Source organism: Streptomyces sp. NPDC042259, from assembly GCF_055582085.1.
The window spans coordinates 194,300-207,330 of record NZ_JBVJDW010000012.1; the positions used below are offsets into that span (position 1 = coordinate 194,300).

Genomic DNA, 13,031 nt, shown 5'->3' on the forward strand with positions numbered 1-13,031 from the left:
GGCCGCATGCGAAGAGGAGAGATCGCCGCGCTCGTGGGAGTCACGTCCCGAGCCGTGCGGCACTACCACCACATCGGTCTCCTGCCCGAGCCGTCACGGCAGGCCAACGGATACCGCGCCTACAGCCTTCGGGACGCGGTGGTACTGGCCCGGATCCGGCGCCTCACGGAACTCGGGCTCACCCTGGACGAGGTACGGGACGTCCTCGCGGACGACGCCGGGCGCGAACTGGCCGAAGTGCTCGGCGAACTGGACGCCGACCTCGCCCGCCAGGAGCACGAGATCCGACAGCGCCGCAGGGTGCTGGCAGATCTGCTGAAGGGCCCGCTCACGCCGGACGCGCCGCTCTCCCGCACGCTCGTGGAACTCCTGGAGGCCGCCCCCGCCACCGCATCACCCGCCGCCGCCAAGGACCGCGAACACCTGACGCTGCTGGACGCGACCACCAACGGGGACGCGGTGTATGCGGCTCTGCGGCCGCTGACCGAGGACCCCGCGATGCTTCGCCTGTACGAACGGCTCGACGATCTGGACAAAGCCGCAGCGGACGATCCGCGCATCGTGCCGCTGGCCGATGACCTGGCCGCCGCCGTACCGGACGAGGTACTGGCGGCGATCCCGGCCACGGGCCCCGTGGTGCCGGGCTTCGGACAGGCCCTGCTCGCCGACTACCCGCCCGCCCAGGCCGAGGTCGTACGCCAGGTGATACAGCACCTCACCGCCAGGACGAACCAGAGGCCGTCATGAGTCCGCGCATGGCACGGGCCGCACTGCACCACCTGGTCCCGGTGGCCGCGCGCCGGCTCGTCGCGCACGAACTGCGGGCCCTGCACAGCCTCGGGCTGTGGGTGCTACGCCGCCGCCAGGTCCCCGACGGCCATCTGGCCATCGCGTACACCGCACCCCAGACGGCCACGATGTACGCGCTGCTCTGCGTCTCCGTCATCGAAACGGTGGTGCTGGCTCTGGTGATCACGTGGCCGCTCCTTCATACGATCCTGCTCGTCGCGGACGGGTACACAGTGGTGCTGGTCCTCGCCCTGCACGCGGCCTGCGTGGTCCGGCCTCACCTCGTGGGACCCGACGGCTCGCTGCGCATCCGGTACGGCGTGCTGTTCGACCTGGGGGTGCCGGCCGCGGCCATCGCCACCGCCCGGGTCGAGCGACGCTGCCCCGACGGAGGGCTGGTGCGACTGAGCGCGGACGGGGTGCTCGACCTCGCGGTGGGCGGCCAGACCACGGTGACGGTAGAACTGACGCATCCGGTGAAGCTCGTCCGACCGCTTGGCGCGCGAGGATCCGCCCGTACGCTTCGGTTTCACGCCGACGATGCGCGGGAGACGGTCGCCGCACTCACGCGAGCGGCGGGGGCGAGAACAACGCCATAAGGCGCCGGCCAGGACGGTCACGCCATGAGCAGGAGCCGTGTGTTGGGCACGAGCTTGCGGTTCACACTGGTGCTCTGCACGAAGATGGTGAAGTCGTCGTTGTGGTCCGGTGTGACGCGGGCTTCCACATCCGGCAGGCCGAGGAGCGCTCGGGCCTCGGGCCCGGTGTACACCCGGTCCGTCTTCTTCTCCAGCACGGCGATCTGCTTCCGCGCCTGGATCTTCTCCGACTTGCTCAGCTGGTAGAACGCGCCACCGGTCCGATAGGTGTGCCCGCATTCGACGACCCAGTCCCGGATCGCTGCGGCGCGGGTCACCGGGATCAGCTGGTACGAGGACGGATCCGCCGGGATCAGGCCGACGGCCTCGATGGTGTCTTTGTTGACCGTGTCCGCACCGGTCGAGAACACCGCGCGTGATCCTCGGATGCCCTGGGAGCGGCCCACCATGAACTTCTCGGTGGCCTGCTGGATGACGTGTCCCGCCTCCTCCAGCCCTTGCGTGCTCGTGGCGTCCCAGATGGCGATGTTGTCCTTGGGGAAGCCGCACTGCATGGCCTCGCGCTTGCCCATCTGGTCCGGAACCATGACGGCCAGCGTCCAGTTGTCCTGCTGCGTCTCGATCATCTCGGACACGGCCCGTACCAGTGCGCGCGGGTCGCTGTCAGGGGCATCCGGGCAGCGATGGCTCGCGTTCTCCTGCCCGTCGGTCAGGACGAACGTCAGGAAGCTGTGGTCACCGTAGAGCTGGGCCGTCTGCGCCAGTTCGCGCTGCGACCTCAGGGTGGCCGCCAGCAGAGCCGTCATTCCACCGACCCGGTACAGCTGCTGCAGGGACGGCATCCGCAGCACGTCCTTGTCGTAGATGACGCATTCCACCTCGTTCGCGAAGACGTAGACCGTGACCCGGGTCTCCTGGTCGAGTTCCTGCGACCGGCGGGCCAGGTAGGCGATCTGCTGATCGGCGACCTCGACGACCTTGCGATTCAGGTGCGACATGGACGAACTGGCGTCCAGCACAAGGGCAACGTGATTGATGTAGTTCTGGCTTCCGGACATGAAAGCTCCCCCTCTTCCGAAGTGATGCTCCTACCGTCTCACCCACCACTGACAATCGGACCTGGCTCCCGGGCCGGAGGAACGGCCCCCCGGCCAGGGCCGGCAGGCCCACTGGAGCCGGCTGCCGGTGTGTTGCCGACTCTGCAGTCTGCCGCTATCGCGATGCGGTCGTCTCGAGCCAGTCGCCGACGGTGACGACGTCCGCCCACTGCGGGAACAGCCGCTCGACGAGGACCCGGTGCAGCTCCGGGTCGGTGTCCAGGCAGGCGTCGGAGAGGACGGTGAGGCCGAAGTCCAGGTCGTTCGCCTGACACAGGGTGGACAGCACCACAGCGCTGGTGGCGATGCCGGTGAGAACGAGGCTGTCGATACCGCGCGCTTTGAGCACCACGTCGAGGTCACTGCCCGAGAACGCGCTCGCCCGCCTCTTGGTGACCACCACGTCGCCCGGCCGGGGCGCGACCTCGGGGTGGATCCCGGTGCCCGGGGCGCCCTCGACGAAGAGGCCGGCCCGTGCGATGGCGGCGAGAGCCCTGTTGCGCGTGCCGACTTCCGGGAATCCGGGGCGTAACGCGATGACCACATAGATCACGGGGATGTCCGCCTCCCGGGCCCCGTCGATCGCCCTGCGCAGGCGCCGCAGATATCCGGAGTCGGCGTCGACGATGTCCACGATGGCCTGTTGGATGTCCATCACGAGAAGGGCGCTGCTCATGTCGTCTCCAGGAACGAAGTCGGTCGGATGCTGGAACGGGCCGGGTCCTGATGGGTCGGATCCTACGCGTGCGTTGAACGACCGACCGCGGGGCGCGTCGACGGCGACTCGCGCCTGCCGTGCACGTCGCGCTGCGATTGGCCCCCGCGTTCTGTCCCACACCGCCCAACACACAGGCCCCGAGCCGGGAAGATGAGGCTGTTGGTGCAGGGGAACGCAGAAGGAGGGGGTGGGCGACCATGTCAGAGAAGCCTTCAAGGATCCGGCGCTTCGCAGGCGTTGCCGCGTCGGTCACGCTGACCGTGCTGGGGACCGCCGTACCGGCGGCGTCGGCGCATTCGTCCGACGCTGTCGTGAGTTGCACGGGAAGCAACACCGTCTCGTTCTCACCCGGCCTGTCGTTGGCCGCGCGGCGCACCCGGATCGACGGAAGCGGCGAGTACAGCTGTCTGTCCACGGATCCGGCGCTGAAGTGGGGAAGATCCTCGATCAGCGGCGGTGGACGGAACGGCTGTTTCTTCTCCGACGCGACCACGGTGGAGCGCATCACGTGGAACACCGGGGAGAAGACGAAGGTCGTGTACCAGGCGGGCACCGTCCAGCAGGTCGCCGGCCAGGCGGTCGTCCTGGTGGTGGGCCGGGTGGTGGAGGGCAGGTTCAAGGGCCGGACGGTGGCCTCGCCGGGTATTCAGGCCGTGCTGAACCCGCTGGAATGCGCGTCGAAGGGCGGTGTCGAGCGGATCACCGGACCGTCAACGCTGCTGATCGTCTGACGCCCGCGCATCCTCGCGGCCGTACCGGGCGACCAGGTCCAGGACGTGCGCCACATCCGCGCGGGTGCTGAGCGGGTTGATGGTGCACATGCGCAGCACGGTGGCGCCGCGCACGGTGGTCGTGAGGAGCATCGCCCGGCCGTCTGTGCACACCTTCCGGCTGATGCGGCTCTGGGCGGCATCGGCATCCCAGCCCACAGGTGTGTCGTGCGGGTGGTGGCGGAACGTCATGACGGCGAGGCTCGGTGGTGTGACCAGCGTCAGGTCCGGGTGGGCGTCGATGAGCGCGGCGGCGTACTCGGCCAGTTCCATGCCCTGTTCGATGGCCTGCCGGAACGCCTGGGCGCCGAAGGTCTTCAGGGACAGCCAGAGTTTCAGTGCGCGCAGGCCGCGGCTCTGCTGGGGTCCATAGTCGGAGAGGTTGATCTCCCCGTCCGTGGCACCGTCGGGATGGGGCGCGTGGGCCGGCTGGAGGTAGCCGTCGTCCAGTGCGTGGCGTGCCATGCCGAAGGTGGCGGGAAGCAGTTCCGGCCGCCGCAGCAGCGCACAGCCGATCTCGTAAGGCTGGAAGAGCCACTTGTGCGGGTCGACGGTGAGGGAGTCGGCCCTGCCGAGTGCGCCTCGCAAATGATGCCCACGGGGGGTGCCCGCGGCGGCCGCGCCATGGGCACCGTCGATGTGCAGCCACAGGCCCTCGGCCTCGCACAGGTCCGCGAGGTCGTCGAGCGGATCGACGGTCCCGGTACCGGTCGTGCCGAGCGTGGCGACGACGGCGAAGGGCCGCAGCCCGGCGTGCCGGTCGTGGCGGACGCGGTCGGCCACGGCGTCGGCCTCCAGGCGCAGCCGGTCGCCGACGGGCAGGACGACGAGCTGTTCGCGGGTGAACCCCAGCAGGTGGACCGCCTGCGCGACGGAGGGGTGGGCCTGGGAGGAGCAGTAGAGGCGGGCGTCGCGCAGCCGTCCGTCGAGGTGGTGGTCGCGGGCGACGGCCAGACAGGTGAGGTTCGCCGCGGACCCGCCGCTGACGAAGAGACCCCCATGGCCGTCCGGCAGGCCGAGGAAGGTCTTCAGCCAGCCGAGGGTGGTCAGTTCGAGCTGAGTGGGCCCCGCGCCCACGAGCCAGGCCCCGGGCACGGACAGGTGGGCGGAGGCGAGGGCGTCGGCGAGGACGGCCGGGAAATTGCCGGTCGACGGTACGAAGGCGAAACACCGGGGGTGGTCGAGACGGGTCGCCTGGGCGAGGGCCTGCCGGGTCACGTGGTCGAGGAGAGCGGGCACGTCGTGCGTGCCGTGCTCGGGGAGCGGCTCGTCGAGCACGGCACGGAGGGCGCCGGGCGAAGGAACGTGCAGAGGCGGCCGGGAGCCGGGCGAGGTCATCCGCTCGATGACGAGTTCGACGGCGTGATGACCGGCCTCGCGCATCAGCCGTTCGTCCAGCCGCAGTGGCGGCGGACCGCCCACCGTCTCCCGGCGGAAGAAGGCGATCCAGGCCAGGGCACCGGGCCGTGGGCGCGGGCGCGGTTCCAGGTCGGCGACCGGTCCGGGGAACTGGACGAGCGCGACCTCCTGCCCGGTGGTGACAGGCCCCGGGCGGGCGATGGGCCACCACAGCGCCTCGCCGGCGGCCAGCCCGGTGACGTCGGCCGGGCCGGGGAGCGGCCCGGCCACCTTCGCACCGTCCCGGCGATAACGCCCGGTGGCTGGCGCGCGGTGCACGGTGATGTCGGCGTGCACGACGAGCTGGCTGGGACGTTGCACCGGCGGGAAGGGTCTGGTCACCACAGGGGGCAGGGCGGGCAGGAGGAAGGACAGGATGTGCAGCCCCAGCGAGGGCAGTAACCCTGCCGCCCGTTCGACTGCCTGGACGAGGGAGACCACCGTCTGGAAGCGCGGGTTGACTTCAATGGCCAGCAGTCGGCCGTTGTCTTCCACGAGGTCCAGCCCGAAGACGCCGCGGAAGCCGCGCGCCCGCAGGACGTCACCGACGCGGCGTGCGGCCGAGCGCGCCTGTGCGTACATCCCGGCAGGGAGATCGTCCGGGCCGACGAGTTGGTTGCCGCAGTGCGCACCCCAGGAGGCAGCCGTCTCGGGGAGCCCGACCAGCTGGTGGGAGACCGCCGAGACGACGGTCCGGTCCGGGCCGGCGCACGCACTGACCGTCAAGGAGACGCCGGGGGCGAACCGGCTGAGCTTCACGGGTTCGTCCGGCCACGCCTCCAGACGGGCCCGCAGCCCCGGCAACCCGGCGACGGGCACCGTACCGCGACCGATGAGGTTGTTCTCCCTGCGCTGGGCGACCGCCCGGGACCACCGGCCGTCCCAGTAACTCCCGGCCGGCGCCCGGCCCGTGGCGGGGATCACCAGGAACGGTGGCACGGGGACGCCGGCCTCGGCGAACAGCCCGGTGACGCTGATCTTGTCGGCCGCCCGGGCCGTGATGGCGGGCTCCGGGGCGAGCAACCGGTAACCGTGCGTCCGGGCCCAGGTGCGAGCGTTGTCCCCGTGCTCGGGGGCGAAGGACACACAGACGCGACGCGGGCCGGATGGAGGCGGCCGGTGGCCGGGCGGGGGGAGCGGCAGCGGTTGCCAGGCGGACACCGGTTCGAACCGCAACCAGTCGGGCACAGGCCGGAACGACGCGCTCAGGAACGGGCAGTGGTCGAGCCATACGGCCTCGTCGACCAGCTCGGCCAGCAGGCGCAGACCGGTGTCCGCGTCGATGCCTTCGATGTCCCCCACGGCGTCGGCGGCGACGCTCGTGTGTGCGCTCAGCTCTCCCACGGCCACTCCCCGGGTGACCGCGTGGCCGGGGGCGTGTGCACTGCGGTCGCGTCCCGGGACGAGGCCAAGTACAGCGGCGCCGACGGCGTTGTCCCCGACGGGGTCCCGCCTCTCCGCTCCCCGCTCACGGGCCGTCCTCCCGCGCGCCGACGCATGCCGCCCTGGCCAGCTTTTCCACCCGGTGATGCAGGTGCTCCAGATACGGTTCGCTCTCCGGTTTCATCAGCACGCTGCGCAGGACCTTGGTGTGGTCGCTGTCCACGACGGCATCCGCGTGCCGCGCGGTGAACTCCGCCGCGGGAATCCGGGCGACGCTGAGGAAGACCGGCTCCTCCTTGGAGTTCATCCCCCGGCGCAGCACTTCGTCGCTCCTCGCGGCGATGTGGGACAGCCGGTGCGGCGCGTCCGCCGAAGACGTCGGGTGGTACGTCACGATGTCGAGTTCGGGAGGCTGGTACAGCTCCAGATACGGGGAGGCGCCGATCAGCCGGGCCCAGCGAACGGCCGCGCGCCGCCCCGCGACGAGCACTTCGCCGAGCCCCTCACGGGTGAGCGGCAGCAGTCTGAGCGTCAGCCACAGGGCGGCGGCGGCCGCACCCGAGCGGGAGCACTCAAGGCTGATTTCCCCCAGATGCGGCCGGTGGGAGGTGTAGTAGGTGTAGGGCGAGTCATGCCGGAAGAACCGGGCGACGTCGGGATCCCGGAACAGTACCGCCCCGCAGCCGTAGGGCTGCAGGCCGTGCTTTTGCGGGTCGATCGCCACCGAATCGCACCGGGCGAGCGCCCGCAGGGCGGCACCGGTCTCCGCGGCCAACGGCCGCGCGTCACCGTCGGCGAGCAATCTGAAGAACCCGCCGTAAGCGGCGTCGGCGTGGACGCGCGCCCCGTACCGGCGCGCCAGCGGGACGATGTGGTGCAGCGGGTCGACGGCCCCGAGCGCCGTCGTCCCCGTGGTGGCGACGACCGTCCCGACGTCCCCGGCGGACAGCAGTCGTTCCAGTTCGCCCACGTCCATGCGCCCCCGGTCGTCCACCGGCACTATGTGCACGGGGATGCCCAGGAGGTGGCACATCCGGGTGTGCGTGTAGTGGGCGTCACTGCTGACGGCCACGCCCGTGCCCGGCCGGCTCTCACGGGCGACGAACAGCGCCTCGAGGTTAGCCTGTGTACCGCTGCTGGTCAGATGCCCGAGATGGTCGGCGAATCCGGCCATGGCCGCGAGTTGTCCGAGCACCTCCTCCTCCATGGCGGAGGTCGCCGGACCGCCGTCCAGGGCGTGGTTGTTGGAGTTGACCAACATGGCGGCCACATAGCCGGCGACCGCGACGGGGTGCGGTGGCTTGAGCATCTGCCCGGCATAGCAGGGATGAAAGAAGGGGTAGCTGCCGCGCAGCCGGGCGGCCAGCTCCTCGAAGGCCACCTCGAACGCCGCCTCGTCCACCGCCGTCGCGGGGTGGCCCGAAAATTCCTCGTACGTCCGGGCCCACTCCCGGAACGCCACGGCGCCCCGCTCGAGCCAGCGCTCCAGCTCCATCCCCGCCCCCATCCGTCCCCTTCCCGCGCGAGATCTGTTTCCGACCACACCGGGCCCTCAACGGCGAGGCCCATGCGGTGCGCGGAAGCTAGCCGAACCGGATGCTGTGGGGGACAGGGGGCTGGAAGTCCCTGGAGGCATGGGACGCCAGTGAGGTCGGGTTCTCCTCACACCCCTGGTCCGTGTACAGGGTCGCCCTGGTATCCGTCATGTTGGACACACGGTCCGCCCCGCCCAGGAGAAGGAAGCACTCGCCGTTGTCCGGGTCGGTGAGCGAGAATTCCTCCCCGTCCGTCGACCGGTAGGACAACTCGCCTGCCGCTGCCTGGGCGCTGGTGGACAGCCCTGTGAACAGGATGAGCGCCGCGCTCACGGTCAAGGCCGTGCGCCGGGCGCGCTGAAGAACGTGCATGAGACCCCCTGTCTAGCCGGACAACCGAGGTGTGACTCTCCTCGGGGCACCAGGATCCGACTATTCAAAGATTTTCTTGATAAATGCCGCAGGGGATCACTCATCCGTATGTAACATCGAACGCCTGATCTGTGCATTTGTCGGCATCGGCCCGCAAAGGGTGGTTTCGGACGGCATGAGCCCGTCAGGAGCCACACCCGTCAACACACTGGCCGTATGAGACGACTCATCACCAAGGTTGCCGCATGCGTGGTCGCCGTCGCGGCATTGTCCATGGCACCCGTATCCGCTGCCCAGCACGCGCTCCCCGGTGACCGGCTGGACGAGTTCGGTTCGGCGGCGCCGATTCCCCATGTTCCGCCTGACGGGCAGCCGAAATCCACACCCGCGAAGGGCCGGTCGGACGCACCGCCGGCCCACCGGTTCGCCGACTGGTCGGCGGGACCGAACCGTACGATCGGACGCCTCTACGTGACGACGCCGGCCGGGCCCGGCGCCCGATGCGTCGCCGCGACGGTCCCGAGCCAGTTCCACAATCTCGTCGTCACCTCCGGGCACTGCCTGAGCCCGGGCGGCGGCGGGGCCTACTACACGGACTTCCGCTTCGTCCCCGCCTACCAAAAGGGCCGGCCCGCCCCGTACGGTGAGTTCAAAGGGAAGAAGCCATCGGTCAACCGGGCGTGGGGCCGGGACGGGGACGACCGCAACGACTTCGGATTCCTCACTCTGGAGCCGAACGCGGAGGGGAAGCAGGCCGGGAGCGCGGTGGGGGAGAACGGCTTCGAGGTCAACCAACCTATGGTCGCCTCGCGGACCGTGTGGTCGTATCTGTTCGACGACACCCCGGCCGAGTGCTTCGGGCAGACGCGGGTCTACGCACCGCCGCCGGAGAACAGGCTCAGGATCGACTGCAGGTACGAGCGGTCGTCGAGCGGCGGCCCGTGGCTCGACGGCTACAGCACCAGCACGCAGACCGGCTTCGTCAACGGAGTCCTCAGCGGAGCGCCCACATCGAACCTGAACATCATCCTTTCCCCGTACTTCGACGACGGAATCTGGGACCTGTACCAGCTCAACGCCAGTCGGCCCTGATTCGCCTCACGCATGGCAGCTGGTTCCGGCGCCGGGAGCGCAAAAGGCAGCCAGGCGTCGTCGGCCTCGTCACGGTGCCGGACAGCCGGTCGCCTCCCACAAGGCAACCGGCTGTGTGCGCGGCTCTGTCAGAGCGCGTCGGCCAGCTCTTCGATCTGGCCTGCGAGGCGGGGGTCGGGGTGCAGGACCCGGCCGAAACCGAACTCCTCGACGTCGTCGGCTTTCAGCCGGCCGACGACCTTGCGCAGGGCGTCGCTGGGAAAGTGCGGCAGCGGGCCGGTGACGCGCTCGAAGATGGGGCTGGGGTAATGGTCGATGAGGGCGACGGCCTGGTAGGCCCAGTGATCGGCGTCGCGCAGGTCGCCCCGGCCGAGATGGAGCAGGTAGAGGCAGTAGGCGGCGAGAGCGTTGCCGGCGCCGGCGGAGAACTGCCACCAGAACTGGGCGCTCGTCGGTTCGCTGGCGAGGCTGAGCAGGCAGGCGAAGTGCAGGGCGCCGTCGGGGTCGATGCCCTCGTCGCACAGCTTGGTCAGCCGGTGGCCGACGTCGTCGTGGTGCAGTAACTGGGCGGCCAGTGCCTGGAGTTCCTTGTTCGCCCGGTCATGTGTGGTGGGGAAGTGCCCAACGGGGGCGGGCTGGGCGCCGAACATCATGCTGGAGGTGACGTCGCGGACGATCTCCTGCTTCAGGTCGTCCATGTCCTCCTCGCTGAAGAGGTCGGGCAAGCCGGCTCCGGCCAGGGCTCGGTCAATCCTGCGTGGCACGGGGTTACTCCTTGTCTTCGTCGGCAGTCGGCTTCATGGACAGGCCGAGCTTGGTGGCGATGCGTTCCCGGGCCAGGCGGCGGTGGGAGCGGACGGTGTCGGGCTTGATCCCCATGATGTTGGCGATGCGGGAGCAGGGGTAACCGAGCACGTAGTGCAGCACGATGACGTCATACTGCCGCGCGGGGAGCGAGGCGATGGCGGTGAAGAGGCCGAGAGAGGACTCCATGACCTGCAGCTGGCTTCGCATGGCCTCCAAAGTGGCGCGGGCGGCCTGCTGGAAGCTGGCGGTCTGCACCATCTGCGAGACGCTGCCCGTGCACCGCAGGTGCGTCTCGACGCGCTGCTTGAGCAGGGCGAAGGCGTACGCTTCGGGGCTCTCTTCCTTCAGCACGACCACCCAGTTGAGCGCCAGGTGGGAATACACGCGGCGGACGACCGATCTGGCGGCCTTCTTGTCGCCGAGCATGGTGTGGGCGTAGCGCAGGTGTGCTTTGGCGTAGAGATCGTAGAAGGCTTCCAGGTCCGACGGCATCTGGTACTGCACGCCTTCGAGCGAGTTGAGTTCGCTGAGGAAGCCGCTGGACAGGGTGAACTGGGTGTCGCCTCCGTCGGCTTCGCCGGATGACGGGATGCTCATGATCAGACCTCCTCGTCACGGGAGGCCGACGGCAGGGGCAAGGTGCGTGGGGTGCGGGAGGCGTCCTCCAGCAGTTCGGCGGTGCCGACGCGTACTCCGGCGCCGAGCCCACGCCGTATGAGCGCGCGTACGTCCGGAGCGAAAACTCGCACCGCGATGGCCACTACCAGCGCGTGCAGCGCGTCGTTAACAGTCACGAGTCATCCTCAAGTCCTGCGGGCGGCGCCCAACTCCCCATCCCCCTAAGGGCGCCGGAGGACGTTCGCCCTCACCCGCAGGATTTCGGAAGAGGACGCCCGAACGCGTACCGCGCTCCCCAATTTTTTCACGACACGTGATCACCTCATCACTTAAAGGCGTAGACCAATTCGCTCCGCAGTCGGATAGTTACTTTCCGGTAAGGCCCCGACCGGCGGGAATTCCCCTCCTCGCGTCCGCGCGACATCCGTCCGCCGCGCCCCGTAAGGCACTCCTTGGTGATTCAGATCACAGCAGGGTCGTTCCGGGGGGACCGCCTGTCGTCGGCAGGAACTTCTCGTCCAGTGACTCGATGGGCCACTAGCGTGACGAAGCATCACCAAGGAGGAGAGGGGAAGGCCGAAACCGTGGACAAGTGAGTCCTGGATCCGCTATAGACCCTGGATGGCCAGTCGCGGCGCTCGCCGGGTGGTCGGACGGGGGCGGCGCGGCCTCTGCCGGCGTCCGCGCTACCGCAACCCCGGTCCACCCATGGGTGCTTGGCCCTGGAGGTGGACGTCACCCCCACCGGCCCCGGCCGAATGCCGTGCGTCTCTCCGCCGCAAGGTGAGCGCCCGTCGAAGCACAAAGCCGCCGCGCGAGGTGCATTACGGTGAGGCAACCGCAAGGTGACGTTGCCGCTACCGAAGGACTCCGCACTCGTGAGCACTGCAGCCTTCCGCCCCGCTGTCGGAGCCGTGGTCCTGACCATGAACGACCGGCCGGCCGAGTTCACCAAAGCCATGGCATCGCTTCTGGCCCAGGAAGGCGTCGACCTCGACGTGGTGGTGGTCGGAAACGGCGTCGTCCCCGAGCGGGTTCCCGACGGCGTGCGGACGGTCGCGCTACCGGAGAACCTCGGCATCCCCGAGGGCCGCAACGTCGGCGCCCTGAACGTCGAAGGCCAACTGATCTTCTTCTTCGACAACGACGCTGTCCTGCCTGAACGCGATGTGCTGGCCCGGCTCGCCGCCGAGCTGGACCGTGACCCGTCCCTGGCGTACGTGCAGCCGCGCATCGCCGACCCCGACACCGGGATCACGCTGCGCCGCTGGGTGCCCCGCCTGCGGGCCGCCGACACGGCCCGCCCCGGTGTCGTGACCGTCATGGCCGAAGGCGTCGTCATGGTGCGCCGCTCGGCATTCGAACTCGTCGGCGGCTGGCCGGGCGACTTCTTCCTCTTTCATGAGGGCATCGATCTCGCCTGGCGGCTGTGGAACCTCGGCGCCAAGGGCCTGTACCGGCCGGAGATCGTCGTCCACCACCCGGCGACCAACCCGACCCGTCACACCGGGTTCTACCGGCTCACCGCCCGGAACCGGGTCTGGCTCGCCCGCCGTAATCTCCCCGCCGCGCTCATCCCCCTCAACCTGGCCACCTGGGCTCTGCTGGCCGCCTGGCGGGTGCGCGGCCGTGACGCCTGGCGTGCCACGCTATCCGGCCTCCGCGAGGGCCTACGCGAGGATCCGGGTAGCCGGTCGCCCATGAGCTGGCGCACCGTCGCCCGGCTGACGCGCGCCGGCCGACCACCGGTCTGCTGACATCGCCCGGGTGCTCTTTGACCGAACCAAGGCCGGGGCGTAGGCGGACCCCTTCTCTTCCCCTCCAAACGCATCCGATCGGGTTAAAGGAATGGG

Annotated in this window: 13 protein-coding genes; 5 read left to right on the forward strand and 8 right to left on the reverse strand. The window is 69.7% G+C overall.

Annotated features, from left to right (window positions below):
- Nucleotides 1-6 precede the first annotated feature (6 nt).
- Both ACZ6MA_RS28050 and ACZ6MA_RS28055 read left to right on the forward strand, forming a co-directional pair.
- Nucleotides 7-747: a MerR family transcriptional regulator gene (locus ACZ6MA_RS28050; protein WP_469436977.1), complete on the forward strand. Its 741-nt coding sequence runs from the start codon at nt 7-9 to the stop codon at nt 745-747.
- A gap of 8 nt (nt 748-755) precedes the next feature.
- The gene (locus tag ACZ6MA_RS28055) at nt 756-1,388 is read left to right on the forward strand and encodes a hypothetical protein (RefSeq protein ID WP_469436979.1); all 633 of its coding nucleotides are present in this window, start codon (nt 756-758) and stop codon (nt 1,386-1,388) included.
- 17 nt (nt 1,389-1,405) lie between these two features.
- Here the strand turns inward: ACZ6MA_RS28055 and ACZ6MA_RS28060 are convergent, their stop codons facing one another.
- The gene (locus ACZ6MA_RS28060) at nt 1,406-2,446 is read right to left on the reverse strand and encodes a vWA domain-containing protein (RefSeq protein ID WP_469436981.1); all 1,041 of its coding nucleotides are present in this window, start codon (nt 2,444-2,446) and stop codon (nt 1,406-1,408) included.
- Nucleotides 2,447-2,600: 154 nt separating this feature from the next.
- Nucleotides 2,601-3,161, reverse strand: a complete 561-nt coding sequence (locus tag ACZ6MA_RS28065) for a cysteine hydrolase family protein (protein ID WP_469436983.1) — start codon at nt 3,159-3,161, stop codon at nt 2,601-2,603.
- A 353-nt stretch (nt 3,162-3,514) separates the two neighbouring features.
- Between ACZ6MA_RS28065 and ACZ6MA_RS28070 the strand changes: the two genes are divergently transcribed.
- Nucleotides 3,515-3,934, forward strand: coding sequence for a hypothetical protein (locus ACZ6MA_RS28070; protein WP_469436984.1), 420 nt, complete (start codon nt 3,515-3,517; stop codon nt 3,932-3,934).
- On the opposite strand, the gene ACZ6MA_RS28075 is transcribed toward ACZ6MA_RS28070, so the two are convergent.
- The 3 genes from ACZ6MA_RS28075 to ACZ6MA_RS28085 form a co-directional block, all read right to left on the reverse strand.
- Nucleotides 3,914-6,715: a pyridoxal-dependent decarboxylase gene (locus tag ACZ6MA_RS28075; protein WP_469436986.1), complete on the reverse strand. Its 2,802-nt coding sequence runs from the start codon at nt 6,713-6,715 to the stop codon at nt 3,914-3,916. The genes ACZ6MA_RS28070 and ACZ6MA_RS28075 overlap by 21 nt on opposite strands.
- 124 nt (nt 6,716-6,839) lie before the next feature.
- Nucleotides 6,840-8,261: a pyridoxal phosphate-dependent decarboxylase family protein gene (locus ACZ6MA_RS28080; protein ID WP_469436988.1), complete on the reverse strand. Its 1,422-nt coding sequence runs from the start codon at nt 8,259-8,261 to the stop codon at nt 6,840-6,842.
- A 76-nt stretch (nt 8,262-8,337) separates the two neighbouring features.
- Complete coding sequence (locus ACZ6MA_RS28085) at nt 8,338-8,661, reverse strand: hypothetical protein (protein ID WP_469436990.1); 324 nt, start codon at nt 8,659-8,661, stop codon at nt 8,338-8,340.
- Nucleotides 8,662-8,877: 216 nt separating this feature from the next.
- Between ACZ6MA_RS28085 and ACZ6MA_RS28090 the strand changes: the two genes are divergently transcribed.
- Nucleotides 8,878-9,753, forward strand: a complete 876-nt coding sequence (locus tag ACZ6MA_RS28090) for a trypsin-like serine peptidase (protein ID WP_469436992.1) — start codon at nt 8,878-8,880, stop codon at nt 9,751-9,753.
- 128 nt (nt 9,754-9,881) lie between these two features.
- Here the strand turns inward: ACZ6MA_RS28090 and ACZ6MA_RS28095 are convergent, their stop codons facing one another.
- From ACZ6MA_RS28095 to ACZ6MA_RS28105, 3 genes are read right to left on the reverse strand one after another with little or no spacing between them, the layout of a single operon-like run.
- Entirely contained in the window at nt 9,882-10,517 is a 636-nt protein-coding gene (locus ACZ6MA_RS28095) for a hypothetical protein (protein ID WP_469436993.1), read from the reverse strand.
- Between the two features lie 4 nt (nt 10,518-10,521).
- Nucleotides 10,522-11,157: an RNA polymerase sigma factor gene (locus ACZ6MA_RS28100; protein WP_469436994.1), complete on the reverse strand. Its 636-nt coding sequence runs from the start codon at nt 11,155-11,157 to the stop codon at nt 10,522-10,524.
- 2 nt (nt 11,158-11,159) lie between these two features.
- Nucleotides 11,160-11,354, reverse strand: a complete 195-nt coding sequence (locus ACZ6MA_RS28105) for a hypothetical protein (RefSeq protein WP_469436996.1) — start codon at nt 11,352-11,354, stop codon at nt 11,160-11,162.
- 702 nt (nt 11,355-12,056) lie between these two features.
- On the opposite strand from ACZ6MA_RS28105, the gene ACZ6MA_RS28110 reads away from it, so the two are divergent.
- A complete protein-coding gene (locus ACZ6MA_RS28110) occupies nt 12,057-12,935 on the forward strand; it encodes a glycosyltransferase family 2 protein (RefSeq protein WP_469436998.1) in 879 nt (292 codons plus the stop codon).
- The last annotated feature ends 96 nt before the right edge of the window (nt 12,936-13,031 follow it).